Raw genomic sequence first — 25,483 nt, forward strand, 5'->3', positions numbered from 1 at the left:
CCCGCGACCTGCATCGATCGCTCCCCTGGACCGGGCATTGCCGCTCGGTCCGGGGCGGACGGCCGACCCCACCGCCTGGAGCAGATCACCAACAGATGGAAACATCTGATCGTGTGAGTTTGCTCTATTCGTTGTCGATATCGCCCGCCCCCGCTCCGCGGCGGCGCGACGTCCCGTCGGCCGGAACCAGGGTGCGCGCGGCCAGGGCCGACAGCGCCCGCCAGTCGCCCGGATCCACCTCTACCCCGTCGGGACAGCGCGCCTGCTGCGAAGCGTGGCCGCGTGTCAGGACCAGGGTCACGCCCCCCGCACTTGGTCGCAGGCCGCGGCACGGCGAGACGGAACCTGCCGTCACCGTGAGCCTGTCGTCGCCCGCAAGATCGACCGTGACCGCCCCACCCCGCGCGTCGCGGCCGAGCGCCTGACCGATCAGACCGATCAGCATCGCCGGCACGTCCACCCGATCGATCGCGAGCGGTTGTCCGGACGGACGGGCGAACAGCAGGTCGACCACGGCCGCCCCGTCTTGAGCGGCGGCGACAAGGTCCAGCTTTCCATCTTCCCCCGGCGGCTCCAGCGGGTGCGGCGGCGCGGTCTCGGCGGCGGTCAGCGCCACCAGAACCGGGCCGACGGCATCCTGTCCCACCTGCGCCAGCCAGGCGGCGGCATGGCCGATCTCGTCCGCCGTGCCGAAAGGCAGTCCGGCGCCGATCGCGGCCTTGCCGGCCATCGTGCGGATCTCGTTCAGGGACACTCTCACGGTCCGGTCCCGGCGACATCGCGTGCGAGGATCGGGAAGGCCCAGCCGTCGGGGTCGGCGGTGGCGATGTCGTCCAGGCCCGGCGCGCCCTGGAACAGCACGATACGGGTCCAGCGGTCGGATTTCGGGTCGAACCGCCCGGCGCCGAAGAACGACAGCTTGCAGCGCAGCATATCCACCGGCACGCAGCCGGCGCCGATCAGGTTGTCGCGGATTTCCGCATAGGGATGCCCGGCGGCGAGCTGCACCCGGCCGGCGGCGAACCGATGCTGGGGATGGCGCAGGAGAAATCGGACGAGGCGCTCGGCGGGATCGGCATCGGCGAGATCGCTGTCCAGCGCCTGCACCCGCCGGGCGACATCCAGCGGCATCTCCCGCTCCGCCCCCGCCTCCAGGCGGCGTTCGCCGAGGCGCGGCTCGCTCTTCTCCTCCGACACGTACCAGAACCGCTGGCACTCCGCCGGTTGGGAGAAGTCGATCGCCAGCGCCCAGTCGAAGGTGGTGTCGAGCGCGCGGCGCAGGTCGCCGACGGTGACGGTCGGGTCGAGCCGGGGTTCGCCGTCACTGGCCATGCAATCGGCCGTGTCGTCGATCAGCGCGCCATGGGGTTCGAGCGCCAGAGAGACCAGCAGTTCCTGGCCCTCCAGGGACAGCCGGTCCGCCTCCGCCATCAGCCGCTCCCACGGCCAGAGCCGGGAGAGCCAGGCGGCATCGAGCCAGCCTGAGACCGCCTCCAGTTCGACATCGAGCACTTCGATCCGGGCCATCTGGCGAGAATCGCTGACCCGCCAGTCGCGGACATGGGCCCGGACCCGGTCGAGCCCGGCGAGGAAGGCCGAGATCTCGGCCTCCGCCGCCCGTTCGATGCCGCGCACGCGGGCGAGCGCGGTCTCCCGCGCGGCGATCCAGTTGTGCAGCAGCAGCGGATGGTTGACCAGAAACGGCGCCATGCCCAGGCCGGTCGAATTGCCGATGCCGAGATATCGGCGGTAGCCCGGCGCCAGCGTCGCCGCCTGCGCTCCCCCGCGCCGCCGGGCGATATGCTCGACCAGATCCAGGGTGAAACCCCGGATCAGCCAGACCGCCAGCATTTCCGCCTGGAACGGTCCGCCGAGGCCCGGTCGGCCGGCGATGCGCGCCCGGTCGGCGATCCCGAACTTGCCATTGCCGTAGACCGCCGTGGTGCGCATCAGATAGCCGGTCTCGGCGATCAGGGTCCGATCCGGCTGGTCGCCACGGGCAAGCGCGTCGACCACATGGTCGAACAGCCGCACGCTGCGGTTGGCCCGGCTCAGCACCAGGTCCCGACCGGTATAGCGCGCCGCCTCCTGGCGCGGGACGGCGGCGGCGAGCCGGTCGATATCCGCCGCGTCCGGAATCCCGTCGAACAGGACGTAGCTGGTGTCCCAGGCCTCGGCGATGACCCGGTCGCTGCGGTCCTCGGGCGCCAGCTCGGTGGAGAACGCCACCAGGCTGTAGGGATGGCCGCCGAAATCCAGGCTGTAGACCGCCACGCCATAGCCCCGGTCGTCGATCCGCCAGACCGGACGGCGCACGACCGCGCCCTCGCCGTGCAGCCGGCGGATCATCGTACGCAGAAAGCTGATCCGGGTCGGAAAGAACGCGCCCAGGCGCGCCAGCCGCATGACGGTCGAAGCCGGACGCAAGGTCCCTTCCACCGCACTGCCGGCCGGCGCCGCTGTCATGCGGCGGCCATCGGGCCGACCGCCATCGGGCCGAACGAACGCTCGAAGAAATCGAGCCAGTTTCCGCCCATGATCCGGGCCACATCCTCCGCGTCGAAACCGACGGCCCGCAGCCCGTCCGCGAGCCCGGGGAAATCGGCATTGGAGGCGAACCAGTCCGGCTGCGGCGGGAAGCCCGCCTGGGCGGCGGAGCCCTCGCCGTAATCGATTTCCTTCGACCAGGTGCCGACCCGCATCCATTCCACGATGCTGTCCGGCTGGTCCTGGCAGAGGTCGCTGCCGAAGCCGATCCGTTCCACCCCCATCAACTCAGCGGTGCGGGCGATCATGGTGCAGAAGCTCTCCAGCGTGCAGTCCGACTTGCCGGCAAGGTGGTGCGGGTACATGGAGAAGCCGAGCATCCCGCCGCTCTCGGCCAGCGCCTTAAGCACCGTGTCCGACTTGTTGCGCAGCGCCGGATGCCAGGAGGCGGGGTTGGCATGGGTGATGGCGATCGGCCGCTCGGAGATCTCGATCGCCTCCAGGGTCGAGCGTTCGGCGGAGTGGCTCATGTCCACCACCAGACCGACCCGGTTCATCTCCTTGATCACCTGGCGGCCCATGCGGGTGATGCCCGGGTCCTCGGCCTCGTAGCAGCCGGTCGCCAGCAGCGACTGGTTGTTGTAGCTGAGCTGCATGAACCGGGCGCCCAGCCCGTGGCAGATCTCCACCAGACCGATATCGTCCTCGATCGGCGAGGGGTTCTGAAAGCCGAAGATGATCGCCGTGCGCCCGTCGGCATGGGCCTGTCGGACATCGGCAGCGGTGCGCGCCTGCACGATCAGGTCCGGGAACCGCTCGAACCAGCGGTTCCAGACGATCATGTTCTGCACCGTCTCACGGAAGTCCTCGTGATAGCAGATCGTGACATGGACGGCGCCCACGCCGCCCGCCCGCATCTCCCGGAAAATCTTCTCCGACCAGTTCGCGTACTGGCATCCATCGACGATCAGGGACCGTTCCGCCATCGATCTTCATCCCCCTGCTTTGCCTCGATCAGCCTAGCGGGGGAAATCCTGATGGTCGATGGGTGCGGTCCCTCAGATGTGCAGCGCGTGGCCCAGGGTGCGCAGCGCCGCCTCGTGGAACGCCTCGCCATGGGTCGGATGGGCGTGGATCGTGCCCGCGACGTCCTCCAGCCGGGCGCCCATCTCCAGCGCCAGGGCGAAACCGGCCGCCAGCTCCGACACATGGGCGCCGACCGCCTGCACGCCGAGCAGCAGGTGGTTGTCGGCCCGTGCGACGACGCGCACGAAGCCGTCCTCCCGCGCCGTGGTCATAGCCCGGCCGTTCGCCTGAAACGGGAACAGCTTGGAGATCGCCTTGTGCCCCTCGACCTCGGCATCGGCCGGGCTGAGGCCGACCGTGACGATCTCCGGGTCGGTGAAGCAGATCGCCGGAATCGCCACCTTGTCCCAGGACCGCCGCTCGCCGGCCAGGATCTCGGCCACCATCTCGCCTTGGGCCATGGCCCGGTGCGCCAGCATGGGCTCGCCCGACACGTCGCCGATGGCATAGACCCCGCGCATGGACGTCCGGCAGCGGTCGTCGATCCGGATGAAGCGGCCGGAACGGTCGAGATCCAGCTCCTCCAGCCTGTAGCCCTCGGTCTTCGGCCGGCGGCCGACGGTGACCAGGACCTTGTCGGCGGCCACGGTCTTGGCCTCGCCGCCGTGGTCGATCTTCAGGCCCTTCTTATCGACCCCGCCGGCCTTGGCGCCGGTCAGCACGGTCACGCCCAGTTCTTCCAGACGCGCCAGGACCGGGCGCACAAGTTCTGCGTCGTATTGCGGCAGCACGTGGTCGGCCGCTTCCACCACCGTCACCCGGCTGCCGAGCTTGGCGAAGGCGGTGCCCAATTCCAGGCCGATATAGCCGCCGCCGACGACCGCCATGGAACCCGGCACCTCGTTCAGCGCCAGCGCGCCGGTCGACGACATCACCCGGTCGCCGAAGGCCAGGTCCGGCAGTTCGACCGGCTCGGAGCCGGTGGCGATCACCACGCTCTCGGCGCGGATAGTCTGGGTGCCGGTATCGGTGGCGACCTCCACGGTCTTGCCGTCGACGAAGGTGGCCCAGCCGCGGATCGACTTGACCCCGGCCTTCTTCAGCAACCCGCCGACCCCCAGGTTCAGCCGTTCGACGATCCCGTCCTTCCAGGCGATGGTCTTGGTGAAATCGATCGTCGGGGACGACGCCGAGAGTCCGAACGGCGTGCTGCCCGCCGCCGCCGCCTCCAGCCTATGGAATTCGTCGGCGGCGTGGATCAGCGCCTTGGACGGGATGCAGCCGACGTTGAGGCAGGTGCCGCCCAACGGCGCGCCGTCGACGATCACCGTGTCCAAACCGAGCTGGCCGGCCCGGATGGCGCAGACATAGCCACCGGGGCCGGCGCCAATGACGAGAACCTTGCAGCTGATATCGCGCATCGCTCAGTCCTCCACGAACAGGGTGGCCGGGTTTTCGAGCTGCCGGCGGATCGCCTGCACGAAGACCGCCGCGTCCCAGCCGTCGACGACCCGGTGATCGAAGCTGGAGGACAGGTTCATCATTTTACGCGGCACGAATTGGGTGCCGTCCCAGACCGGGCGCATCTGCATCTTATTGACGCCGATGATGGCGACCTCCGGCCGGTTGATGATCGGCGTGGTGGCAATCCCGCCCATGGCGCCCAGCGAGGTGATGGTGATGGTCGAGCCGGACAACTCGTCCCGACTGGCCGATCCGGTGCGCGCCGCCTCGGCAAGACGGGTGACTTCCGCGGCACTGTCCCACAGCCCGCGCGCCTCCACATGGCGCACCACCGGCACCATCAGCCCGCCGGGGGCCTGGGTGGCGATGCCGATATGCACGCCGCCATACTGGTGGATCACGCCCGCATCGTCGTCGTAATGGGCGTTCAATGCCGGCTGCTTGGCGATGGCGTTGACCATGGCACGCATCAGGAACGGCAGCAGGGTGAGCTTCGGCCGCTCGCCCGCGTGTTCCTTGTTCAAGGTCTCGCGCAGCCGCTCCAGCTCGGTCATGTCGATCTCGTCGACATAGGTGATGTGGGCGACATGGGCGTTGGCTTCGGCCATGCGCGCGGCGATGCGGCGACGCAGGCCGACGACCTTGATCTCCTCCACCGCCGTGTTGGCGACCCGGCCGCCGCCGCTGCGCGCCTCGCCGGAGCCGCTGAACCAGAGGTCCAGATCCTCATGGGTGATGCGCCCGGCCGGGCCGGTGCCGCGCACCTGACGCAGATCGACCCCGCCCTCCTTCGCCCGGCGCCGGACGGAGGGGGCTGCAACCGGCCGGTCGTGCTCGCCGCGCGCCGGACCGCCGGTGGCGACCGGAGCGGGCTTGGCGGGTTGAGCGGGTTTGGAGGGCTTCTTGGGTTCCGGCTTCTCGGCCTTCTTCTCGGGCGCGGGTTTCGGCTGCGTCTCTTCTTCGTCCTCGCCCTCCGGCTCGTCAGGTTCGGGAGCCGCCTCCTTCGCGTCGGGTTCCGGCGCGGTGTTGCCGTCGCCATCGACCTCCAGCGTCACCAGCGGCGCGCCGACCGACAGGACCTCGCCGACCTGGCCGCCCAGGGACTGCACCGTGCCTGAGACGGGAGACGGAATCTCCACGGCGGCCTTGTCGGTCATCACCGTGGCGAGGATGTCGTCCTCCTGCACGATGGTGCCGACTTCCACGTTCCATTCGGTGAGTTCGGCCTCCGCGACCCCTTCGCCGACATCCGGAAGCTTGACGGTGTGGGTGCCCATCTCAGACCTCCAGAACTTCTTGCAGCGCCCGGGCGATGCGATCCGGCCCGGGGAAGTAGTCCCATTCCTGGGCGTGCGGGTATGGCGTGTCCCAGCCGGCGACCCGGCGCACCGGCGCCTCCAGATGGAAGAAGCACTCGTCCTGAACCAGGGCCGCCAGTTCGGCGCCGAAGCCGGAGGTGAGCGTCGCCTCATGGACCACAACGCAGCGCCCGGTCTTCAGCACCGACTGCTTGATGGTCTCCAGATCCAGCGGCACCAGGGTGCGCAGGTCGATGATCTCGGCATCCACGCCGGCCGCCTCGGCCGCCGCCAGGCTCACATGCACCATGGTGCCGTAGCTCAGCATGGTCACCGCCTTGCCCTCACGGACCACGTTGGCCTTGCCGAGCGGGACCGTGTAGTGGCCGTCCGGCACCTCGCCCAGATCGGAGCTCGACCAGGGCTTCACCGGCCGGTCGTGATAGCCGTCGAACGGACCGTTATAGAGCCGCTTGGGCTCCAGGAAGATCACCGGGTCGTCGTCCTCGATGGCGGCGATCAGCAGGCCCTTGGCATCGTGCGGATTGGACGGCACCACCGTCTTCAGGCCGGCCACATGGGTGAACAGCGCTTCCGGCGACTGGCTGTGGGTCTGGCCGCCGAAGATGCCGCCGCCGGTCGGCATCCGCACCACCATGGAGGCGGTGAACTGGCCGTTGGAGCGGTAGCGGATGCGCGCCGCCTCCGACACGATCTGGTCGTAGGCCGGGTAGACGTAGTCGGCGAACTGGATCTCCACGCAGGGCCGCAGCCCGTAGCCGGCCATGCCGATCGCGGCGCCGACAATGCCGGCCTCGCTGATCGGCGTGTCGAAACAGCGCGACGGCCCGTATTTCTTCTGCAGCCCGGCCGTGCAACGGAACACGCCGCCGAAGAAGCCCACATCCTCGCCGAACACCACCACGTCGTCGTTGCGCTCCATGGAGACGTCCATGGCATCGCGGATGGCCTCGATCATCGTGCGCCGGGTCATCGATCAGTACCCCGCCTGCTGGCGCTGACGGCGCAGATGCGGCGGCATTTCCGCATAGACGCCCTCGAACATGTCGCGCACCGAGGGGTGCTGGCCGGAATGCAGGGTGCCGTGCTTCTCGGCTTCCTTTTGGGCGGTGATGATCTCGTCACGGATCTCGGCCTCGGCCTGGGTGTGGCGTTCGTCCGACCATTCGCCCAGCTCGATCAGGTGGTTCTTCAGCCGCATGACCGGATCCCCCAGGGGCCAGGCATCGCTTTCCGTCTTCGGCCGGTAGGCGGCGGGATCGTCGGAGGTGGAATGGCCACCGACCCGGTAGGTCACATGCTCGATCAGGGTCGGACCGAGATTGCGCCGGGCCCGCTCGATCGCCCATTTGGCCACCGCGAAAACCGCAAGGTAGTCGTTGCCGTCGACCCTCAGCGACGGAATGCCGAAGCCGAGGCCGCGGGCAGCGAACGTCCCCGACCCGCCACGCGCGATGCCCTGGAAGGTGGAGATGGCCCACTGGTTGTTGACGATGTTCAGCACCACCGGAGCCTTGTAGGTCGAGGCGAAGACGAGGCCTGCGTGGAAGTCGGACTCGGCGGTCGAGCCGTCGCCGATCCACGCCGCCGAAATCTTGCTGTCGCCCTTGATCGCCGAGGCCATGCCCCACCCGACCGCCTGGATGAACTGGGTCGCGAGGTTGCCGGAGATCGAATAGAAGCCGTGATCCCGCGAGGAGTACATGATCGGGAGCTGGCGCCCCTTGAGCGGATCTTTCTCGTTCGAATAGATCTGGTTCATCATGTCGACCAGCGGATAGCCGGCGGCGATCAGCAGTCCCGCCTGACGATACGTCGGGAAGTTCATGTCGCCGGGCGTCAGCGCCTTCTGGAAGGCGCAGGCGATCGCCTCCTCCCCCAGGTTCTGCATGTAGAACGAGGTCTTGCCCTGGCGCTGGGCGATCATCATGCGGGCGTCGAAGGCGCGCAGGGTCATCATGTGCTTGAGACCGTCGCGCAGCTCTTCCGCCGTGAGCAGCCCGGCCCAGGGCCCGACCGCGACGGCGTCGCGGTTCAGCACGCGGATGATCGAGAACGCCATGTCGCGGATGTCGTCGGGGGCGACGTCCACCGGCGGGCGCGGCACCTGTCCGGCACGGGCGATGGTGACGTTGGAGAAGTCCGGCGTGTCGCCCGGACGCACGGCCGGTTCCGGCACGTGCAGGCTCAACGGAGTTTCAGGCCGAGTTCCGGTTCCGGTCTCCTCGCTCATGCTCCCTCCTCTCGGCGGCACCCGCACGGTCAACACCTTCGCGCCGCTCCAGTTCCCTCATGTGTCTCTTGCGACGACGGATTTCGAGGGTCGGCCGGTATTGGAACGCAGACTTATTTTGCAAATGTGCCGGATTGAATAGGATAGATGTCAAAATCATTTTGCATTTTCGTTGGCACAAGGGGGATCGGCGTGAACTGGGACGACCTGAAACTGTTTCTCGCCATCGGCCGGTTGGGCAAGCTGACCGCCGCCTCGCGTCGCCTCGGGCTCGACGTCGCCACCCTGAGCCGGCGGATGACCAGCCTGGAGCACAGCCTGGAGACCAAGCTGTTCGAGCGCAGTCCGAAAGGTTACGCGCTGAGCGAGGCGGGCCACGCCCTGATGCAGCATGCGGAAGCCATGGAGCTTGCGGCCGAGGCGGCGCGGGAGCAGGTCGGACAGGCTGCCGGCGCGTTGAGCGGGGCGGTGCGGATCGGCGTGCCCGAGGGCGTGGCGAACTTCCTGCTGTCCGATCTCTGCATCGAGCTGTGCAACAGCAATCCGGAATTGGACATGGAGGTTGTCGCCCTGCCCCGGGTGTTCAGCCTGTCCCAGCGCGAGGCCGACCTCGCCATCGCGGTCTCGCCCCCGCCCAGCGGCCGGCTGACGGTGCAGAAGATCACCGACTACCGGCTCCGGCTCTATGCCACCGATGCCCTTATTGCCCGCCATGGCGGCTTCGAGCGGGATTGGGAACTGCGGCAGGCACGCTGGATCGGCTACATCTCCGACCTCGTGTTCGACCCGTCGCTCGACTACATTCCGCATGTGGTGAGCGACGTGCGCCCGGCGCTGACCTCCACCAGCCTGCTGATCCAGCTGCGCTGGCTGCTCGCCGGGGCGGGGGTGTGCATCCTGCCCGACTTCATCGCCCGGGCGTATCCGGCCCTGAAGCCGGTGCGCGGCGACGCCATCGCCCTGAAGCGGTCGTTCTACCTGATCCGGCACGAGACCGACGTGCGGCTCAAGCGGGTCTCCGCCGTGGCCGACCGGATCGTCAGCGGCGTGCGCGAGCGGGTGCAGTCAGCCGGCTGAGGGATGCGCAAGACGGGACCGGAACCAGGCCAGCGCGCGCTCCACGTCCTGCGGTGCCGTCCGGTCGCTCCACACGAACCACCAGCCCCAGTCCGATCGCACCACCTCGGGGCCGACCGGCACGATCACGCCGCTCTCCAGCATCTCGTCGATCAGCGGTCGCCAGCCGAGCCCGATGCCGGTGCCGGACAGCACCTCCGACATCACCAGCGGATAATGGTTCAGCCGCACCCGGGCCGGCGGCGGCGTTCGGCGCACGCCGGCAAGCCGGAACCACTGCGCCCAGGTCATCCAGGGCCGGTCGCCCTCGTCCATATGGATCAGGGTGGCGTCGACCAGATCGTCCGGGGTCAGGGCCAACAGCTCCGGCCGCGCCTCCGCCAGCCGCCAGCCGACCACCGGCATCACCGTCTCTTCCGCCAGCAGCACGCCGTTCGGCCCCAGATCGGCGCGTGATCCATGGCGCACGCCGATATCGAATTCGGTGCGGTCGAACTCCGCCGAGCGGTCGGCGATGGACAGGCTGATCGACCGTCCGCCCAGCGCCTCGCGCAGCCCCTCCAGCCGCGGCATCAGCCATTGCTGGCCGAAACCGGAATGGGTGGACAGGGCCAGGACCGCCCCCTCCTCCGCCACGCGCAGACTGTCGACCACCGCGGCGATGTCACCGAACCCGGCGTTCACCGCCTGCCACAGGCGCAGACCCGGCTCGGTCAGGGTCACCCGGTTATGGGCGCGCTGGAACAGCAGGTGACCCACCGCCGCCTCCAGCCCGCGGATATGCCGGGTCACCGCCGGCTGGCTGATCCGCAGTTCGCGCGCCGCCCGGCTGAAGCCGCCGAGCCGCCCGGCCGCCTCGAACACCGCGAGCGCGTTGAGGGACGGCAGTCTGTGTCTCATCTCGGCCATAACGTGAGATTATAGCAGGCATCGGGATTTCATGTCTGTAACGCCTTCCGATTAAAGGGAAGACTCCCGCCCACTGCGACTGACCGACAGGACGGGGCGATGACCTGCTGCGACTTGGATCCGACGACCGGCCACCTCTGGATCGAACGGAATGGGCGCCGCGTCCCCCTGGTCCCGCTGTGGCTGCGGGAGCGCAGCGAGGCGCCGGAGCAGATGGACCTGAACAGCCATCAGCGGACTTACGACCCGACCCGCCTGTCAGCCGATCTGCGGATCGAGGACGCCCAGGCGGACGGCTCGGGCGTGGTACTCGGCTTCTCCGACGGGCATCGCTGCCGCTTCGAGCTGGACTGGCTCGCCGTGGAGGCCGGGCTTGCCCCGGACCCCACCGCCCTGCCCGACCCGATCGCCTGGACGTCGGACACGATCACCCGGCCCTCGGCCTCCTGGTCCGCCCTGGCGGAGCCGTCGGTAATGCAAAGCCTGCTCGACGGGTTCTTCGCCAGCGGCTTCGCCATCCTGCGCGACACGCCGACGCAGGAGGACAGCCTGCTCGACATCGCCCGCCGGTTCGGCCCGATCCGCGAGACCAACTGGGGCGTGCTGTTCAACGTGCGCACCGAGGCCCAGGCCAGCGACCTCGCCTACACCGGCCTCGCCCTGACCGCCCATTCCGACAATCCATACCGCCGCGCGGTCCCGGCGATCCAGTTCCTGCACTGCCTGGAGAACGGGGCGACCGGCGGCGACAGCACCCTGGCGGACGGTGTCGCCATCGCCGCCGCTCTGAAGCGGGACGCGCCGGAGGCTTATTCCGTCCTCACTCGGCTCCCGGTCACCTTCCGCTACCGCTCGGCCACCGTGGACGACCGGGCCACCGCGCCGATGATCGATGTCGACGAGGGGGGCCGCCTGCGGGCGATCCGGCTGTCGACCCGGCTGGATTTCCCGCCGGCCGCCGATCCGGAAATGCTCGCCCTGTTCTTCGAAGGCCGGCGGCGTCTGGCCGCCTATGCCGAGGACCCGGCCTTCCAGATCCGCTTCAAGCTGGCGCCCGGCGACTGCCTGGTGATGGACAACCACCGCACCCTGCACGGCCGCACCGCCTTCGCCGAGGATGGGCGGCGTTTCCTGCAGGGCTGCTACATCGACTATGACGGCCCGGAATGCCTCTACCGGCTGCACGCGCGGCGGCGGGAGGGTGGGGCCGGCGCCATCGCCGCCTGACATTTCCGAACTTGCGCCCCCGGCGCGACGGACCCATCTCGCAAAGGGCAGCGATACCCCCGGCTGCCCCGCTCACCAGTGCCAGGAGCTTGAGATGGCGACCGCCTCCCACGTGGTCGAAGACCAGAGCGCGGTCTTCGACTTCCTCGCCGACCCGGTCACCCATGCCGGTGCCGACGACGTCCACCGCATCGATACCCACGGGGCCGCCGTGTTCCTCGCCGGGGACGATGCCTACAAGGTGAAGCGGGCGGTGAAGTTCCCGTTCATGGACTTCTCCACCCTGGACAAGCGCAAGACCACCTGCGAGGCCGAGATCGCCGTGAACCGGCCGAACGCGCCGGACATCTATCTCGGCGCGGTCCCGATCACCCGCGACGGCAACGGCCTGGCGATCGACGGGGACGGCGAGCCGGTGGAGTGGTGCGTGCACATGCGCCGCTTCGACGTGGACATGACGCTGGACCGCATCGCCGAGCGCGACGGCCTGTCCGACGACCTGCTGCGCCGCACGGCCGCCGCCATCGCCGCGTCGCACCAGCGGGCAGCCCTGCGCGAAGGGACCGCCTTCGCCAAGGCGCTGGCCGAGATCGTCCGCAGCAACGGCAGCAGCCTGGCCGAGGCACCGGAGGTGTTCGACGACTTCCGGGCGGAGAACCTGACCTGCCGCTCCCAGAGCGCCCTGAAATCGGTGACCTCCGCCCTGGACGCCCGCGAACGCCAAGGACGGGTGCGGCGCTGCCACGGCGACCTGCACCTGCGCAACATCGTGCTGCTGGGCGACGAACCGACCCTGTTCGACGCCATCGAGTTCGACGAGGACCTCGCCACCACCGACGTGTTGTACGACCTCGCCTTCCTGCTGATGGATCTGGGCCAGCGCGGGCTGACGCGCGAGGCTAACCTGATCCTGAACCGCTACCTGGCCGAGGACCGCGATCCGAACCAGATCGCCGGGCTGGCGGCGATGCCGCTCTTCGTCAGCGTGCGGGCGGTGATCCGCGCCAAGGTGATCGCCGCCTCGGTGGAGAACGCACCGCAGGACAAGAAATCCGGCCTGATCGCCGAGGCCCAGCGGTATTTCGACTTCGCCGAGGCGGTGCTGGTGCCCTATCCGCCCCGGCTGGTCGCGGTCGGCGGCCTGTCCGGCACCGGCAAGAGCACGCTCGCCGCCCACCTTGCCGGCGACCTGACGCCGTTTCCCGGCGCGCTCCATCTGCGCAGCGACGTGATTCGCAAGCGGCTGATGGGCGTGGGCGAGCATGAGAAGCTGGGCGATGACGGCTATACCGAGGCGGTCACCCGGCAGGTCTACGACACCCTGCTGCAGGAAACCGCATCGGCCCTGCGCGCCGGCCAGAGCGTGGTGGTCGATGCGGTGAACCAGCGGCTCGAGGAGCGCGAGGCCCTGGCCGATCTGGCGAGCGAGATGGATGTGGACTTCACCGGCCTGTGGCTGGAGGCGCCGACCGAGACCCTGGTGGCCCGCGCCGACAATCGGGACCGCGACGCATCGGATGCCGACGGCTCGGTGGTCGTCAGCCAGGCGGAACGGGATCTGGGCTATCTCGACTGGTACCGCATCGATGCCGACGGCGGCCCGGAGCAGACGCTGCAGGCCGCCCGGGCGGCGGTAGGGATCTCATAGATACCCGTCTGCCCGGTTGATCCGTCTGCCCGGCTTATCCCCCCTCTTCCCGGCCTTGCACCGGGAAGAGGAAGAAATTTAAGAGTTTAGCCACCGCCATCCCCGCCTTCTCCGGGCGCAGCGCCCTATCCCCGCGCGTCGATCAGCTCGTACATCGCCTCCAGCGCCGTCACGTACCCCCGTGCGCCCAGACCGGCGATCACGGCGGTCACCGCCTTGGACAGGATGGAATGGCGGTGGTCCTCGTCGCGGGCGTGGATGTTGGAGATGTGCAGCTCGATCACCGGCCCGCCATAGATCTTCAGCGCGTCCTGGATCGCCACCGAATAGAAGCTGTAGGCGGCCGGGTTGATGATCACCCCGTCGGCCCTGCCGCGGGCGGCCTGCACCATGTCGACGATCTCGCCCTCGATGTTCGACTGCCTGAATTCCAGAGGCCCGCGCGCCGCGTCCCGGCACCAGCTCTCGATCTGGGCCAGAGTCGTGCTGCCGTAGATCTCCGGTTCGCGGATGCCGAGCGTGTTCAGGTTCGGACCGTTGATGATGTGGACGGTGGGCGCGGACATCGGTTTCCTCCAGGGCTTCTTCTTGATCAGGAACGGCGCGCCGCGGCGTGGCGGGCGGCGAGGTAGGCGAAGGCGATGGCCGGGCCGAGATTGATCCCCGGGGCCGGATAGACCCCGCCCATCACCGAGTGCATGTCGTTGCCGCAGGCATAGAGCCCGTCCAACGTCGCCCCGTCCGGCCCGAGCACTCTTGCGTCGGTATCGGTCTCCAGCCCGATCGCCGCGCCGATATCCCCGGGCCAGAGCCGGATCGCGTAGAACGGCGCCGTTCGGATCGGCCCGAGCGTCGGGTTCGGTCCGTGCTTCGGATCGCCGTTGGCGCGCTGATAGACATTGGTGCCGCGCTGAAAGTCGGTGTCCTCTCCGGTCTCCGCGAAGCCGTTCATGCGCTCGACGGTCTCGGCCAGCCCGGCCGGGTCGATCTCCAGCACGCCGGCCAGCTCCGCCAGCGTGTCGGCGCGCACCAGGTAGCCGTCGGCCAGGAACGGCACCAGCCCGCGCCCGCCCGGATGCACCATGCCCAGCCCGTATTTCCGCAGGGCGTCGGCGTCGCAGATCTCGAAGGCCGGGATGGTCGAGCCGTCCCGGTTGGCGGCGTACATGGCGGCGACGAACTGGTGATAGGACAGGCTCTCGTTCACGAAGCGCCGTCCGTCGCGGCCGACCGAGATGATTCCGGGCTTGGAGCGGTCGAGCACGAAATGCGGGAACACCGCCATCGACCCGTCGCGCCGCTTGCGGCGGGAGACCGGCGCCCAGAACACCGGCTGCTCGGCCCCCTCGCCGTAGCGGGCGCCGAGCGCCAAGGCGATGTCGTGCAGCGCGCCGGTATTGCCGGGGGCCGCCGGGCTGTATTCCGGCAGCGGGTCGGGCAGGAACTCGGCCCGGCGCTGCGGATGCCGGGCGAAACCGCCGGAGGCCAGGATCACCCCGCCGGTTGCCGTCAGTTGCACCTCGCGGCCGCCGCGTTTCGCGGTGACCGTCCGGGCCGCGCCGTCCCCGGCGATATCCGTGACCTCCGTCTCGGTCGCCACCGTCACGCCGGCATCGAGCGCCGCGCGCAGCAGCCGTCCGACCAGCGCGTTGCCCATGACCAGCCGCGCCCCGCGTCCGTGCCGCAGCCGGTCGACCGCGTAGCCGCTCAGTATTCGCGCCACATGGCCGAAGGATGTGCGCGATTTCGTCAGGTTCATCAGGTGGCCGATATCGTCTCGGTCGACCATCATGCCACCCAGCAGGGTGAATTCCGGGATCGGCGGCCGCAGCTTGCGCAGGGCCCGGCCCAGGGCGCCGCCGTCGAACGGCAGCGCTTCCAGCGCCCGCCCGCCGGACACCGATCCCTCGAGCTCATACAGATAGTCCGGGTGAAACGGCCGGGCACGGAACCGCACCACCGTCTGCTCCTCCAGCCGGCGTATCGCTTCGGGCCCGGCCTCCAGGAAGGCCTGGCGCATGGCGCGGGGTGCCCGGTTTCCGACGGCGGCGTCGAGGAAGGCCAGAGCCTGCTCGGGGCTGTCGGCGTTGCCGCTGGCATCGCCGTGGCGGGTGTTCGGGATCCACACCGTGCCCGCCGAGAGGGCCGAGGTGCCGCCGACATGCTCCGAGCGCTCGATCAGCAGGGTGCGCGCGCCGTCGAGGGCGGCGAAGAGTGCTGCCGCCAGACCGGCAGCCCCGCCGCCGAGCACGACAACGTCCCAGTCGGAGCGGAGAGGATCGGCGGGCATCGGCAAGGCATCGGCCATCGGGGTTCACACGGCGGGCTGAGGGTGGAAGTTAGAGGGTAGCAATCACGGAATATCCGAGCCTATCCGACCGCAGCGGGTTTTCAATCGCCGACGCCAGTTCCAACACGCATCACGCGCGGTGTAGGCTGACGGAAAATGGGAGGAAACAATGGACGACCTCAAGGTCGCCGTGATCGGCGCGGGCGTCATCGGCCGCACCCATATCGACATGCTGTCGAAGGCCGGAGGCGTCGCCCTGTCGGCCATCGTCGATCCGACACCCGCCGCCCGCGATCTCGCAGCACAGCGTCAGGTCCCGTATTTCACGGATATCGATGCGCTGCTGGCGGCGGGGATCTGCGACGCCGCCGTCATCGCCTCGCCCAACGACACCCATGTCGCCCTGGCGGAGCGGATGCTGGGCGCCGGCATCCCGATCCTGCTGGAGAAGCCGGTCGCCAGCACGCTGGCGGAGGCCGCGATCCTGGCCGAGGTGACGGCGCGCAGCGGCGTGCCGGTGCTGGTCGGCCATCACCGCCGCCACAACCCGCTGATCAAGACCGCCAAACGGGCGATTACCGACGGCGCCATCGGCCCGCTGGTCATGGCGACGGTGACCTGCGCCATGCTGAAGCAGCCGGATTATTTCGACGTGCCCTGGCGCCGCGATCCGGAGCAGGGCGGCCCGCTGCTGATCAACGCGATCCACGATATCGACCTGCTGCGGCATTTCTTCGGCGAGATCGCGACCGTCCAGGGCACACACTCAAACGCCACGCGGGGGCTCGACGTGGAGGACACCACCGCGGCGATCCTGACCTTCGAGCAGGGCGGCCTCGCCACCCTCGCCCTGTCGGACGCCGCGGTCGGCCCCTGGTCGTGGGAGGTCTCGTCGGGCGAGAACCCGGGCCGCTTCCCCAAGCACGACCACATCACCCATCTGTATTCCGGGCGCGAGGGTGGGCTCAGCCTGCCGGATCTGTCGCTGTGGACGTACGAACCCGGTGGCGACTGGACCCATCCCCTCACCCATCGGCGCCTTGAGGCCGGAACCGGCGACACCTACATCGCCCAGGCGGAACATTTCTGTGCCGTCGTACGGGGCGAGGTGAAACCTTTGGTCACCTGCGACGACGGCATCCGCAACATGCACGTGGTCGCCGCCATCAAGCGCTCGGCGCAGACCGGCCGGGCGGTCGCTCTGTCCGAACTGGAGTCCGTGACATGACCGCAGCCACATCCCGCGCCTATTCGCTTGGCTATCTAACCGGCAACGGCGTCGACCCGGTGACGGCGGTGAAGATCGCCGCCGAGCACGGCTACGACATGGTCAGTTTCCGCCTGCTGCCGGCCGCCGGCGAGCCCCTGCACCCGCTGCTCGACGACGACGCCCTGCTGGCCGAGGTCAAGGCGGCGATGCGCGACACCGGCGTGACCATGGCGGATGCGGAGATGATCCGCCTGAAGCCGGATACGCGTCTGGACAGCTTCACCCCGTTCCTCGACCGCATCGCCGGTCTCGGCGCGGCGCATGTGCTGGTCGCCATCGACGACACCGACCCGGCGCGCACCGAGGACAGCTACACCGCGCTGTGCCACCGGCTCGGGGAGTACCGTCTCACCGCCGATCTGGAGTTCATGCCCTGGACCGGCTGCAAGGATCTCGTCTCGGCCCGGCGGCTGGTGGAGGCCGCCGACCATCCGAGTGCCGCCGTGCTGTTCGACGCCCTGCATTTCGACCGCTGCGGCGCGACCCTGCAGGAGTTCGCCGAGCTTCCGGCGTCGCTGATGAACTACGTGCAGATCTGCGACGGCCCGGTGCCCTTCGACCCGTCCGACGAGGGTCTGATCGCCGTCGCCCGCACCGCGCGGATGATCCCCGGCGAAGGCGGCATCGATCTCGCGGCCATCGCCGCCCACGTTCCGCCCGGCATGACCGTCAGCGTCGAGGTGCCGAACGACGACCTCGCCGCCCGGCTCGGCCCGTCCGAGGTGGCGCGCCGGTCCCTGGAGGCGACCAAGCGCCTGCTGGGCGACTGATCACATCCACCGAACACGAAACCACGAGGAAACCCCATGGCCCTGACAGGCTCCGCCTTTCTGGCGCTGTTCCACGACATCGATCCGGCCTCCTGGACCGAATACATGGAGTGGCACACCCGCGAGCATATGCCCGAGCGGCTCTCCATTCCCGGCTTCACCGTAGGCAAGCGGCTGATCAACCACGCCCTGCCGCGCTACCGCTACGGCACGGTCTATGGCGGCGAGACGGCCGAGGTGTTCCGCTCGCCGGCCTATCTGGAGCGGCTGAACAACCCGACCGATTGGAGCAACAAGGTGCAGCCGACCTTCCGCAACTTCCTGCGGGTCGCCTGCGAGCGGCTGGTCTCCAGCGGCGTCGGAGACGGCGGGGCTATGGCCACCGTCCGGCTGGACTTCCTGGACGGCGCCGGCGAGGCCGATGTGCGGGCCAAGGCGGAACAGCTCAGCCGGACCCTGCTGGGGGTGACCGGGGCGTGTTGCGCCCATATCGGCCTCGCCCGGCGCGAGATCTCCGGGGTGAAGACGAAGGAGACCGAGCTGCGTCCGAAGATGAGCGAGAAGGAGTTCGACGCCATCGTCCTGGTGGAAGGCAGCGGGCTGCCCGAGCTGATCGCCTCGGCCGGCGACATCGAGGCGGCCATCGCCGACAGCGGCTGCGGCGTCGGCAGTCCGGCGACGATCGTCTACAACCTCGCCTATCAGCTCACCGCCGCCGACATGGCCGCGGGAGAGACGGCATGACCGTCCTGATCACCGGTGGCGGCGGGTTTCTCGGCGCCTGGATCATCCGCCGCCTCGCCGCCCGGGGCTTGGACGTGCGCGTCTTCGACCGGCGCGAGGAGCGCGGCATCGTGCGTGCGATCGCCGGGGACATGGCCGACCGGGTCGAGTGGCGCACCGGCGACGTCGCCTCGGGCGACGATGTACTGCGGGCGGCCGAGGGCTGCGACTTCGCGATCCATCTGGCCGCGCTGCTGACCCCGGCCTGTGCCGAGAACCCGATCCTCGGCGCCCAGGTCAACCTGATCGGCACCCTCAACGTGTTCGAGGCGGCCAAGGCGCACGGGCTGCGCGGCGTCGCCTATGCCAGCAGCGCCGGCGTGTTCGGACCCGACGACGGCGCCATCCCCTACCCCACCACCCATTACGGCGCCTTCAAGCTGGCCTGCGAGGGCAGCGGGCGGGCCTACTGGCACGATGCCGGGATCTCCAGCGTCGGCTTCCGGCCGGCGATCGTCTACGGGCCGGGCCGCGAGACCGGGCTGACGGCAGGGCCGTCCATCGCCTGCCGCGAGGCGGTGGCCGGCCGACCCTATACGATCGGCTATTCCGGTGCCGCCGACATGATCTATGTGGACGACGTGGCCGCGGTGTTCGAGGCGGCGGCGACCCGGCCGTTCGAGGGCGCGCACGCCTTCTCCCTGGTCGGCGAGGTGGCGGATATCTCGGCGATCGCTGCCGGCATCGAGGATCTCGTGCCGGGTGCGGCGATCGACTGGGCCGGGCCGCCCCTGCCGCTGCACCCGGTCATCGCGCCGAGCCCGATCGGGGCGGTTCTCGGCGACCTCCCGCATACGGCGCTACGGGACGGACTGGCCCAGACGGTGGCGTTCTACCGAAACGCGGGGACGGGGTGAGGGTGACGGGAGCCGGGTGAGCGAGAGGGTGACGGGAGCCTGGCTGTCCTTCCCCCCTTCCTCGTCTTCCCGGCCCTGCGCCGGGACCGAGGCCGCCGCGCGCGGGAGCGCCCGGAATCACGCCTCCCACGCTCCGGCAAGCCTGTACCCTGAGCCCCGGCGCAAGGCTGGGGAGACGGATTGGGGGGTGCGACTGGAATGAGGCGGGAGGCGCCTAAACCTGCTCGGTCTCGGCGATGGCGGCGCGGCGGGCGCGTTCCTTGACCTGGGAGGGCGGGTAGCCGAATTCCCGGTGGAACGCCGTGGCGAAATTCGCCGGGCTGGAATAACCGGCCCGCTGGGCCACGTCCCCGACCGACAGCCCGTCCCGGTCCAGCAGGTCGCGCGCCATCTCCAGGCGGCGTACCCGGGCGAACTCCATCACCGTCTGGCCGAAGCAGTCGCGGAACACCCGCTGCAGGGTGCTGACGCTCATGCCGGTCTGCTCGGCGATATCCGGCAGGTGCAGGCCGTCGTCCAGGCTGCGCAGGATCAGCTCGCGCGCGGTCTGGGCCCGCACGATGTCGCGGGACCGCAGGTGGCGCGGCATCGGCCGCTGCTCGTCGTCACGGAAGGCCGAGAGCGCATCGGCCAGCATGTTCAGCATGTCGCGCTCACCGGCAATGCTGGCGAGCACGCCGCCGTCCGCGCTGCGGGCCAGGAGATCCTCGGCGCTGCGCACCGCGCCGGTCGACGGCTCCCACTCCTTCACCGAATTATGGGTTCGCAGGAAGGTGGCGAGTTCCCGCGACAGGGTCGAGGCCGGATCGCCGCAGCCGCGTTCCTCGAACCAGGCCAGCGGAATGCGCAGCGTCACCTTGCGCACATAGCGCCCGCGCGTGGACGTGCGCAGCAGGGTGGTGGGCCGGGTGACGGAAATGATCCGGCCGACCGGACCGCGCCGGGCATTGCACTGGATCGCCGTCCCCTCGACGGTCGCGTCGACCGCGCCTTCAAGCAGCAAGAGCAGGCTCACGCCCGGCTGCAGGGTGGCGCGGGACTGGATATCCGCCATCTCGATCGCGTCGGTCGCGTGCAGGCTTATGCCCGAGGCGAAATCCTGGAAGATCGATCGGCCGTCCATCGGATGGGACGGCACCGACATTTTCTCGCAACGCACCGAATAATCAGGCTCCCCATGCTGCAGGCCCGGTTGCAGGGGCTCGACGGCAAGATCGGACCGGTCGGCCGAGCGACGGCCCACTCGACGGCTGACGTGACTCATACGTGACGATCCTCGGACTGACATGCAGACGGCTCTAAAATAGGCAATTTGCGAATAGTTCGCAATCTCAACTGCGAGAAATGCACTGGTTTCCGGTCCAGGCTTCTCCGACCGCACGCCGGAAACGCGAAATGATTGCAAATAAGATGCGGCAACGGAAGCCGAAGAGTGGGCCGCCACTGATGCGAGTTACACATCTCTCGGGGGCGAGGACGGGCCAGATCGGCTACGATCAATCTTGCATTATGGTTAACACAAAGACCGGCACGACCCGACAGGCCTGTGTCGGTCGGCCAGATCAGGCCGCCTTATGGTAGAGCGCGGATACGGACGGCGACGGCCGCCCGTTCCCGTCGATGCCTTCGCACCTGCGGAACGGGCGGCCCGATAGGGTCCAGAGGCCCGCTGTCAGTCGACCGAGTCGCGGATCAGCGGCGAGGTCGAGCAGTGGATGCCGCCGCCGCCCTGGAAGATCTTGTCGTACTTCACCGGCACGATCTCGATGCCGAGCTTGTCCAGCGCGTCGGCGGTGTGCTTGGAGGCGCCCGCCTCCATGATCACCCGGCCCGGCTTCACGGCGATGCAGTTGACCACGCCGGAGGGATCGTCCGGATGCACCTCGATGGTGCGGATGCCCAGCTCCTTCAGTTTGCCGAGGAACCAGAACGGCAGCTGGGTCGGGTTGATGATCGCGGTGTCCACGTCGATCATCACCAGCGCGCCGTCGATATGCAGCCGGTAGCCGGTCAGGTCGACCCGGAGCAGTTCCACGCCCTGGGCGTTCAGCACTTCCTCGACCTGGCGGGTCCCCTCCTCGTTCACGCGGGAGGAGCGGCCGATCACGGCGGTCTTGGAATTCAGCCACACGAAGCTGCCGCCCTCCATCAGCCCGGTGCCGTGGACGGTGCGCAGGATCGGCATGCCGAGGGCGCCGAGGGTCTCGGTGACCGGGGCCTCCTCGCCGCGGCGCACGATCGGGCCGAGCCGGGTGACGATCGCCCCGCCCTTCACGCCGATGCAGCTGTCGCGGGTGTAGATCGACTTGTGCTTACCCGGCGCACAGCGTTTCAGGTAGACGACCTCCACGCCCTCGGCCCGCAGAGCGTCGGCCAGGCCGTCATGCTGCTCCTGCTGCTCTTCCATCGTGTGGATCTTGTCGCCGCGCCAGTACCAGGACTGACCCTCGGCGTCGCCGTAGGATCCCAGATGCTCCAGGCGCTTGGACGGGTCGAGGATCTTCATCTCCTCGCCCGGCCGATGCATCAGCACCATACGGAGCCGGCCGACATCGTTGTCGCAGCCCCACTTGCGGCCCCAGACCGTCTCCTGCTGCTCGGCGCTCTCGAAGCCCGGCTCCTCGTGGCTGGGGAAGGTCTTGATGGTCATGTTGTAGCGGTATTCGAACTCGCTGACCGCGCCCATGGCGGGTTTCCTCCTTCTGGTCGTCGTCTTCAATCAGTCCTGAACGGGCGGCGTCGGCATGACCCATTCCGGGCCGCGAACCGTCTCCACGTATTCCGGCCACGGGAAGTGGATCGGCGCCGGCGCGTTCTTGCCGAGCAGCGGCGGCACCCACTTGTCGCCGCCGATGCCGCCCCCGGTGCGCTCGTCGAACTCCGCCTTGCAGCGGGCCAGCGCTTCAGGACTTTCCATGAGCTCGAGCCCGGTGGTGGCGATCACCCTGCCGGCGGTGAGGAACATCGGGTCCATCGCCCCCGGCACGCCGCCGAGCGCGCAGTGGCACCAGTGCGGCACCTTCACCCCCGGCGCCGGGTTCTTCAGCGCCGCGCGACCGACATAGAGGCGCACGGTCGGGGTGTGCCAGGTCATGTCGGTGTAGTCGTCGGAGGTGTAGTTCTTCTGCCAGGACGGGATCTGCGAGCGCAGGATGGCCTCGCCCTCCTTCGGATCGACGAGCTGTTCCAGGATCTCCGGGAACGGCTCCTCCGGCGCGTCGTAGCCGAGGTTGCGGATGATCTCGCGGCCGAACTCCTTGGCCTCGTCGGTGAACTTCGGCGGGCCGACCAGCTCGAAATTGGCGTAGGTGATCTCGGCCAGGGCGTTGTTCGCCATGCCCGGCCGGGTCTTGGTCACCCACTCGGACGTGACCTGGCAATGGGTCAGGCCGGCGACATGCTCGGCGTTGTTGTCCAGCACCCGCTCGATCGCCTCGGCCATCTCGATGGACGGACAGCGCCAGGCGTACTGGATCTGCGAGAACCGCGGCGGCAGGTTGTCGGCCGTCGCGAACCCGCCGTTCAGGATCGCCTCGTTCAGGGTCCAGGACCCCCGGTGCGGCAGCATGTTCTCCTTGGTGTACTTGGTGGTCGTGTACATCAGGCACATGGCGTCCAGGGCCGCCGGCGCGCGGGCGATGGCGTGGCTGTTCTGCGAGCCCTTGCGCTCGCCGGCCGAGCCCCAGGTCTCCGGATCCACGGACTCGAAGGTGTAGACCTTCGACCAGTAGCAGCCGCAATGGGTCTCCCAGATCACCGTGTTGGAGAGATCCGGCAGCGAGGTCGGGTGGAAGCTGATGAGCGCGTCGATGTCGTCGTAATAGCCGTGGCTGGCGTGGATCGGCTTGGAGCCGCACATCTTCTCCGCTGGCTCGCCGAAAAACTTGATGCGCCCGGCGATGCTGTGTTCCTTCATCGCCGCCTGCATGGCCAGCGCGCCGGTCAGGCCGCCGAGGCCCAGCGCCGAGTGCGGATCGGTATGGCCGGCGGCATAGGGATGCACCCCCTCGCGCGGCTTGCGATACGGCACCGCCTCCTGGCTGGAGCCGACCACGGCGTCGTATTCGGCGTAGCAGCAGATCGTCGGCCCGCCGGTACCGTTCTCCCAGGTGGCGCACAGCGCCGTCGGCATCCCGGCCGATCCCGGCTCGACCTCGAAGCCTTCGGCCCGCAGGCGCTCGACATACCAGGCGGCCGACTTGTACTCGCGCCAGGACGGCTCGTGCAGGTGCCAGATCTCCATGTGATCGCGCGACAGGCGCTCGGCATTGGCCTCGACCCAGGCAAGGGCGGTCCGCTTGGCGGGCGTCAGCTCCGCGGTCATGGTCGTCTCCGTCGATGTGTAAGGCGACCGGCCGAAACCGGCGCCGGAAGATCAGGCTTCGCCGCCCTCGATCCGCTCGGTCAGCCGCGCCCGCCGCCGCTGACGGGCCCAAAGCTCGGTCAGCAGCAGGGCCAGCGTGATCACGATCAGCATGGTCGCGATCGAGGCGATGGTGGGATCGAGGTGATCCTGGATGCCGTCCCAGATCCGCTTCGGGAGGGTATAGACGTTGCGGCTGGTGATGAAGAGCGCCACGACGATCTCGTCGAACGAGATGGTGAAGGCGAACAGCGCGCCCGACAGCATGCCCGGCACGATGCTCGGCAGGATCACCCAACGGATGGTCTGCGAGGTCGAGGCGCCGAGATTGCGCGAGGCCTGCTCCAGCCGGACGTCGAAATTCGCCAGGGAGGCCGAGACGGTGATCACCACATAGGGGATGGCGATCAGGGTATGGGCCAGGATCAGGCCGAAATAGGTGTCCATGATCCCGAGATCGATCCAGAACCGGTACATGGCGAGCGCCTGCACGATGGTCGGCACGATGATCGGCGTCAGCATGAAGGTGCGCACGGACTCCGCCGCGTTGCTCGCCAGCCGCCAGCAGCCGATGGCGCAGAGCGTGCCGAGCACCAGCGCGGCGACGGTCGAGCAGGTGGCGACGATCACGCTGTCGAGCGTGGCGGCCAGCCAGATCTCCTTCTCGAAGAACGCCGCATAGTGCTGAAGCGACAGGCCTTCCTTGGGCAGCGACAGATAGTACTGGTCGGTGAACGAGACCGGCACGACGATGATCATCGGCAGGACAAGGAAGGCCAGCACGGTCCAGGCAAGGCCATAGACCACACAGCGGCCGAAGACGACGCGCGGATCCTTTTTCATCGCGCACCAAACACTTTCTTCAGGTCGACGAAGCGGGCCACCAGGGCGAGCGACAGGAACACTGAGAACAGCAGGGTCGAGGCCAGCATGGTCGCCTGCCCCCAGCGCAGCGTCTCCTCGAAGCTCACCTGGATGTACTCGGAGATCATCACCACCTTGCCGCCGCCGAGCAGGGCCGGGGTGATGAAGAAGCCGAGAGAGAACACGAAGACCAGAATGGTCGCGGCGATCAGGCCGGGCTTGCTCAGCGGCAGGTAGACGTCCTTGAACGCCACCCACGGCGAGGCGCCGAGGCCGCGCGCCGCGCTGACCAGCCGGTCCTGAATGCCGGTCATGTTGGAATAGATCGGCAGCACCGCCAGCGGCAGCATGAAATGCACCATGCCGACGATCACGCCGAACTCGTTGCGCACCAGGCGCAGCGGCTGGTCGATCAACCCGAGCTCCTGGAGCCCCGTGTTGATCAGGCCCTGGGTGCGCAGCAGCATCACCCAGGCGAAGGCGCGGATCAGCACGCTGAGCCAGAAGGTGAGCAGCACGCAGAACATCATCCAGGTGCGCTGGCGCTCGCCGACCTGGGCCATCGTGTAGGCGACGATGTAGCCGCAGACCACGGTGATGACCGTGGTGATGACGCAGACCCGGATCGTGGTCATCCAGATCCGGTGAATCAGCGCCCTGTCGATCAGTTCGCTGTAGTTGCCGAGCCCGGGCACGGGATCGGTCACGCTGATCCAGAGAACCTGGATCAGCGGATAGATGTAGAAGACGAGCATGAGCAGGACCGCCGGCGCGATCAGCCACCAATAGACCCGGCGAAGTGAAGCGTGCATGTGCGGCCTGCCAATGCCCTTTGTCTAGAGAGCGATCGGTTCAGATCGAATCGATCCGAACCGTGAACCGCCCTCTAAGCTCTT

At 68.6% G+C, this 25,483-nt stretch carries 22 protein-coding genes; 7 read left to right on the plus strand and 15 right to left on the minus strand.

Going from position 1 to position 25,483, the window contains the following annotated elements; genetic code table 11:
- Positions 1-124: 124 nt before the first annotated feature.
- The 7 genes from G578_RS0100955 to G578_RS0100985 all read right to left on the minus strand — a co-directional run bounded on the left by G578_RS0100955 (position 125) and on the right by G578_RS0100985 (position 8,529).
- Positions 125-760, minus strand: coding sequence for a DUF3726 domain-containing protein (locus G578_RS0100955; protein WP_156907157.1), 636 nt, complete (start codon positions 758-760; stop codon positions 125-127).
- Positions 757-2,466: a hypothetical protein gene (locus G578_RS0100960; protein WP_051243471.1), complete on the minus strand. Its 1,710-nt coding sequence runs from the start codon at positions 2,464-2,466 to the stop codon at positions 757-759. Before G578_RS0100960 ends, G578_RS0100955 begins: the two co-directional genes overlap by 4 nt.
- Positions 2,463-3,473, minus strand: coding sequence for a membrane dipeptidase (locus G578_RS0100965; RefSeq protein ID WP_028792667.1), 1,011 nt, complete (start codon positions 3,471-3,473; stop codon positions 2,463-2,465). The genes G578_RS0100960 and G578_RS0100965 overlap by 4 nt, the downstream gene beginning before the upstream one ends.
- A 72-nt stretch (positions 3,474-3,545) precedes the next feature.
- A complete protein-coding gene (gene lpdA, locus G578_RS0100970) occupies positions 3,546-4,934 on the minus strand; it encodes a dihydrolipoyl dehydrogenase (RefSeq protein WP_028792668.1) in 1,389 nt (462 codons plus the stop codon).
- Positions 4,935-4,937: 3 nt separating this feature from the next.
- The gene (locus G578_RS0100975; RefSeq protein WP_028792669.1) at positions 4,938-6,254 is read right to left on the minus strand and encodes a dihydrolipoamide acetyltransferase family protein; all 1,317 of its coding nucleotides are present in this window, start codon (positions 6,252-6,254) and stop codon (positions 4,938-4,940) included.
- A 1-nt stretch (position 6,255) separates the two neighbouring features.
- On the minus strand, positions 6,256-7,269 hold the full coding sequence (locus tag G578_RS0100980; protein WP_028792670.1) for an alpha-ketoacid dehydrogenase subunit beta: 1,014 nt from the start codon (positions 7,267-7,269) through the stop codon (positions 6,256-6,258).
- A 3-nt stretch (positions 7,270-7,272) separates the two neighbouring features.
- Positions 7,273-8,529 (minus strand): 3-methyl-2-oxobutanoate dehydrogenase (2-methylpropanoyl-transferring) subunit alpha, encoded by a 1,257-nt coding sequence (locus G578_RS0100985; protein ID WP_051243474.1) that lies wholly within the window; start codon positions 8,527-8,529, stop codon positions 7,273-7,275.
- A 192-nt stretch (positions 8,530-8,721) separates the two neighbouring features.
- Here G578_RS0100985 and G578_RS0100990 point away from each other — a divergent pair, with 192 nt between their 5' ends.
- Positions 8,722-9,606 (plus strand): LysR family transcriptional regulator, encoded by an 885-nt coding sequence (locus G578_RS0100990; RefSeq protein WP_028792672.1) that lies wholly within the window; start codon positions 8,722-8,724, stop codon positions 9,604-9,606.
- On the opposite strand, the gene G578_RS28015 is transcribed toward G578_RS0100990, so the two are convergent.
- Positions 9,595-10,506, minus strand: a complete 912-nt coding sequence (locus tag G578_RS28015; RefSeq protein ID WP_169400802.1) for a LysR substrate-binding domain-containing protein — start codon at positions 10,504-10,506, stop codon at positions 9,595-9,597. The two genes, G578_RS0100990 and G578_RS28015, sit on opposite strands and share 12 nt — an antisense overlap.
- 108 nt (positions 10,507-10,614) lie before the next feature.
- Here G578_RS28015 and G578_RS24045 point away from each other — a divergent pair, with 108 nt between their 5' ends.
- Positions 10,615-11,742: a TauD/TfdA family dioxygenase gene (locus tag G578_RS24045; protein WP_051243477.1), complete on the plus strand. Its 1,128-nt coding sequence runs from the start codon at positions 10,615-10,617 to the stop codon at positions 11,740-11,742.
- A 94-nt stretch (positions 11,743-11,836) separates the two neighbouring features.
- Positions 11,837-13,390 carry a bifunctional aminoglycoside phosphotransferase/ATP-binding protein gene (locus G578_RS0101005; protein WP_028792674.1) on the plus strand — a complete coding sequence of 518 codons (1,554 nt, stop codon included), beginning with the start codon at positions 11,837-11,839 and terminating at the stop codon, positions 13,388-13,390.
- 125 nt (positions 13,391-13,515) lie between these two features.
- Here G578_RS0101005 and G578_RS0101010 read toward each other — a convergent pair whose 3' ends face one another.
- Both G578_RS0101010 and G578_RS0101015 read right to left on the minus strand, forming a co-directional pair.
- Positions 13,516-13,956 carry a type II 3-dehydroquinate dehydratase gene (locus tag G578_RS0101010; protein WP_028792675.1) on the minus strand — a complete coding sequence of 147 codons (441 nt, stop codon included), beginning with the start codon at positions 13,954-13,956 and terminating at the stop codon, positions 13,516-13,518.
- A 26-nt stretch (positions 13,957-13,982) separates the two neighbouring features.
- Positions 13,983-15,680 carry an FAD-dependent oxidoreductase gene (locus tag G578_RS0101015; RefSeq protein WP_028792676.1) on the minus strand — a complete coding sequence of 566 codons (1,698 nt, stop codon included), beginning with the start codon at positions 15,678-15,680 and terminating at the stop codon, positions 13,983-13,985.
- A gap of 169 nt (positions 15,681-15,849) precedes the next feature.
- Between G578_RS0101015 and G578_RS0101020 the strand changes: the two genes are divergently transcribed.
- Genes G578_RS0101020 through G578_RS0101035 form a run of 4 tightly spaced genes read left to right on the plus strand, consistent with a single transcriptional unit; the run spans position 15,850 to position 19,360 of the window.
- Positions 15,850-16,908 (plus strand): Gfo/Idh/MocA family protein, encoded by a 1,059-nt coding sequence (locus G578_RS0101020; RefSeq protein ID WP_028792677.1) that lies wholly within the window; start codon positions 15,850-15,852, stop codon positions 16,906-16,908.
- Positions 16,905-17,720 (plus strand): sugar phosphate isomerase/epimerase family protein, encoded by an 816-nt coding sequence (locus G578_RS0101025; protein ID WP_028792678.1) that lies wholly within the window; start codon positions 16,905-16,907, stop codon positions 17,718-17,720. The genes G578_RS0101020 and G578_RS0101025 overlap by 4 nt, the downstream gene beginning before the upstream one ends.
- A 36-nt stretch (positions 17,721-17,756) precedes the next feature.
- Entirely contained in the window at positions 17,757-18,464 is a 708-nt protein-coding gene (locus G578_RS28020) for a hypothetical protein (protein ID WP_051243481.1), read from the plus strand.
- Positions 18,461-19,360, plus strand: a complete 900-nt coding sequence (locus G578_RS0101035) for an NAD-dependent epimerase/dehydratase family protein (RefSeq protein ID WP_028792679.1) — start codon at positions 18,461-18,463, stop codon at positions 19,358-19,360. The genes G578_RS28020 and G578_RS0101035 overlap by 4 nt, the downstream gene beginning before the upstream one ends.
- Positions 19,361-19,574: 214 nt before the next feature.
- Here G578_RS0101035 and G578_RS0101040 read toward each other — a convergent pair whose 3' ends face one another.
- The 5 genes from G578_RS0101040 to G578_RS0101060 all read right to left on the minus strand — a co-directional run bounded on the left by G578_RS0101040 (position 19,575) and on the right by G578_RS0101060 (position 25,399).
- Positions 19,575-20,498, minus strand: coding sequence for a helix-turn-helix transcriptional regulator (locus tag G578_RS0101040; RefSeq protein ID WP_211228829.1), 924 nt, complete (start codon positions 20,496-20,498; stop codon positions 19,575-19,577).
- Between the two features lie 534 nt (positions 20,499-21,032).
- Positions 21,033-22,046: a dimethylarginine dimethylaminohydrolase family protein gene (locus tag G578_RS0101045; protein ID WP_028792681.1), complete on the minus strand. Its 1,014-nt coding sequence runs from the start codon at positions 22,044-22,046 to the stop codon at positions 21,033-21,035.
- A gap of 33 nt (positions 22,047-22,079) precedes the next feature.
- Positions 22,080-23,684, minus strand: coding sequence for a zinc-binding metallopeptidase family protein (locus tag G578_RS0101050; RefSeq protein WP_028792682.1), 1,605 nt, complete (start codon positions 23,682-23,684; stop codon positions 22,080-22,082).
- Positions 23,685-23,735: 51 nt separating this feature from the next.
- On the minus strand, positions 23,736-24,566 hold the full coding sequence (locus G578_RS0101055) for an ABC transporter permease (protein WP_028792683.1): 831 nt from the start codon (positions 24,564-24,566) through the stop codon (positions 23,736-23,738).
- Positions 24,563-25,399, minus strand: coding sequence for an ABC transporter permease (locus G578_RS0101060; protein WP_028792684.1), 837 nt, complete (start codon positions 25,397-25,399; stop codon positions 24,563-24,565). The genes G578_RS0101055 and G578_RS0101060 overlap by 4 nt, the downstream gene beginning before the upstream one ends.
- Between the last annotated feature and the right edge of the window lie 84 nt (positions 25,400-25,483).

Origin of the sequence: Thalassobaculum salexigens DSM 19539 (assembly GCF_000423805.1) — a bacterium.
In the GTDB taxonomy this organism is placed as follows: domain Bacteria; phylum Pseudomonadota; class Alphaproteobacteria; order Thalassobaculales; family Thalassobaculaceae; genus Thalassobaculum; species Thalassobaculum litoreum.

Excerpts from the sequence above, each read along its gene's own strand:
- G578_RS0100960 (WP_051243471.1), bottom strand. The coding sequence starts at position 2,466 with ATGACAGCGGCGCCGGCCGGCAGTGCGGTGGAAGGGACCTTGCGTCCG.
- G578_RS0100965 (WP_028792667.1), bottom strand. The coding sequence starts at position 3,473 with ATGGCGGAACGGTCCCTGATCGTCGATGGATGCCAGTACGCGAACTGG.
- lpdA (WP_028792668.1), bottom strand. The coding sequence starts at position 4,934 with ATGCGCGATATCAGCTGCAAGGTTCTCGTCATTGGCGCCGGCCCCGGT.
- G578_RS0100975 (WP_028792669.1), bottom strand. The coding sequence starts at position 6,254 with ATGGGCACCCACACCGTCAAGCTTCCGGATGTCGGCGAAGGGGTCGCG.
- G578_RS0100980 (WP_028792670.1), bottom strand. The coding sequence starts at position 7,269 with ATGACCCGGCGCACGATGATCGAGGCCATCCGCGATGCCATGGACGTC.
- G578_RS0100985 (WP_051243474.1), bottom strand. The coding sequence starts at position 8,529 with ATGAGCGAGGAGACCGGAACCGGAACTCGGCCTGAAACTCCGTTGAGC.
- G578_RS28015 (WP_169400802.1), bottom strand. The coding sequence starts at position 10,506 with ATGAGACACAGACTGCCGTCCCTCAACGCGCTCGCGGTGTTCGAGGCG.
- G578_RS24045 (WP_051243477.1), top strand. The coding sequence starts at position 10,615 with ATGACCTGCTGCGACTTGGATCCGACGACCGGCCACCTCTGGATCGAA.
- G578_RS0101005 (WP_028792674.1), top strand. The coding sequence starts at position 11,837 with ATGGCGACCGCCTCCCACGTGGTCGAAGACCAGAGCGCGGTCTTCGAC.
- G578_RS0101010 (WP_028792675.1), bottom strand. The coding sequence starts at position 13,956 with ATGTCCGCGCCCACCGTCCACATCATCAACGGTCCGAACCTGAACACG.
- G578_RS0101015 (WP_028792676.1), bottom strand. The coding sequence starts at position 15,680 with ATGCCCGCCGATCCTCTCCGCTCCGACTGGGACGTTGTCGTGCTCGGC.
- G578_RS0101020 (WP_028792677.1), top strand. The coding sequence starts at position 15,850 with ATGGACGACCTCAAGGTCGCCGTGATCGGCGCGGGCGTCATCGGCCGC.
- G578_RS0101025 (WP_028792678.1), top strand. The coding sequence starts at position 16,905 with ATGACCGCAGCCACATCCCGCGCCTATTCGCTTGGCTATCTAACCGGC.
- G578_RS28020 (WP_051243481.1), top strand. The coding sequence starts at position 17,757 with ATGGCCCTGACAGGCTCCGCCTTTCTGGCGCTGTTCCACGACATCGAT.
- G578_RS0101035 (WP_028792679.1), top strand. The coding sequence starts at position 18,461 with ATGACCGTCCTGATCACCGGTGGCGGCGGGTTTCTCGGCGCCTGGATC.
- G578_RS0101045 (WP_028792681.1), bottom strand. The coding sequence starts at position 22,046 with ATGGGCGCGGTCAGCGAGTTCGAATACCGCTACAACATGACCATCAAG.
- G578_RS0101050 (WP_028792682.1), bottom strand. The coding sequence starts at position 23,684 with ATGACCGCGGAGCTGACGCCCGCCAAGCGGACCGCCCTTGCCTGGGTC.
- G578_RS0101055 (WP_028792683.1), bottom strand. The coding sequence starts at position 24,566 with ATGAAAAAGGATCCGCGCGTCGTCTTCGGCCGCTGTGTGGTCTATGGC.
- G578_RS0101060 (WP_028792684.1), bottom strand. The coding sequence starts at position 25,399 with ATGCACGCTTCACTTCGCCGGGTCTATTGGTGGCTGATCGCGCCGGCG.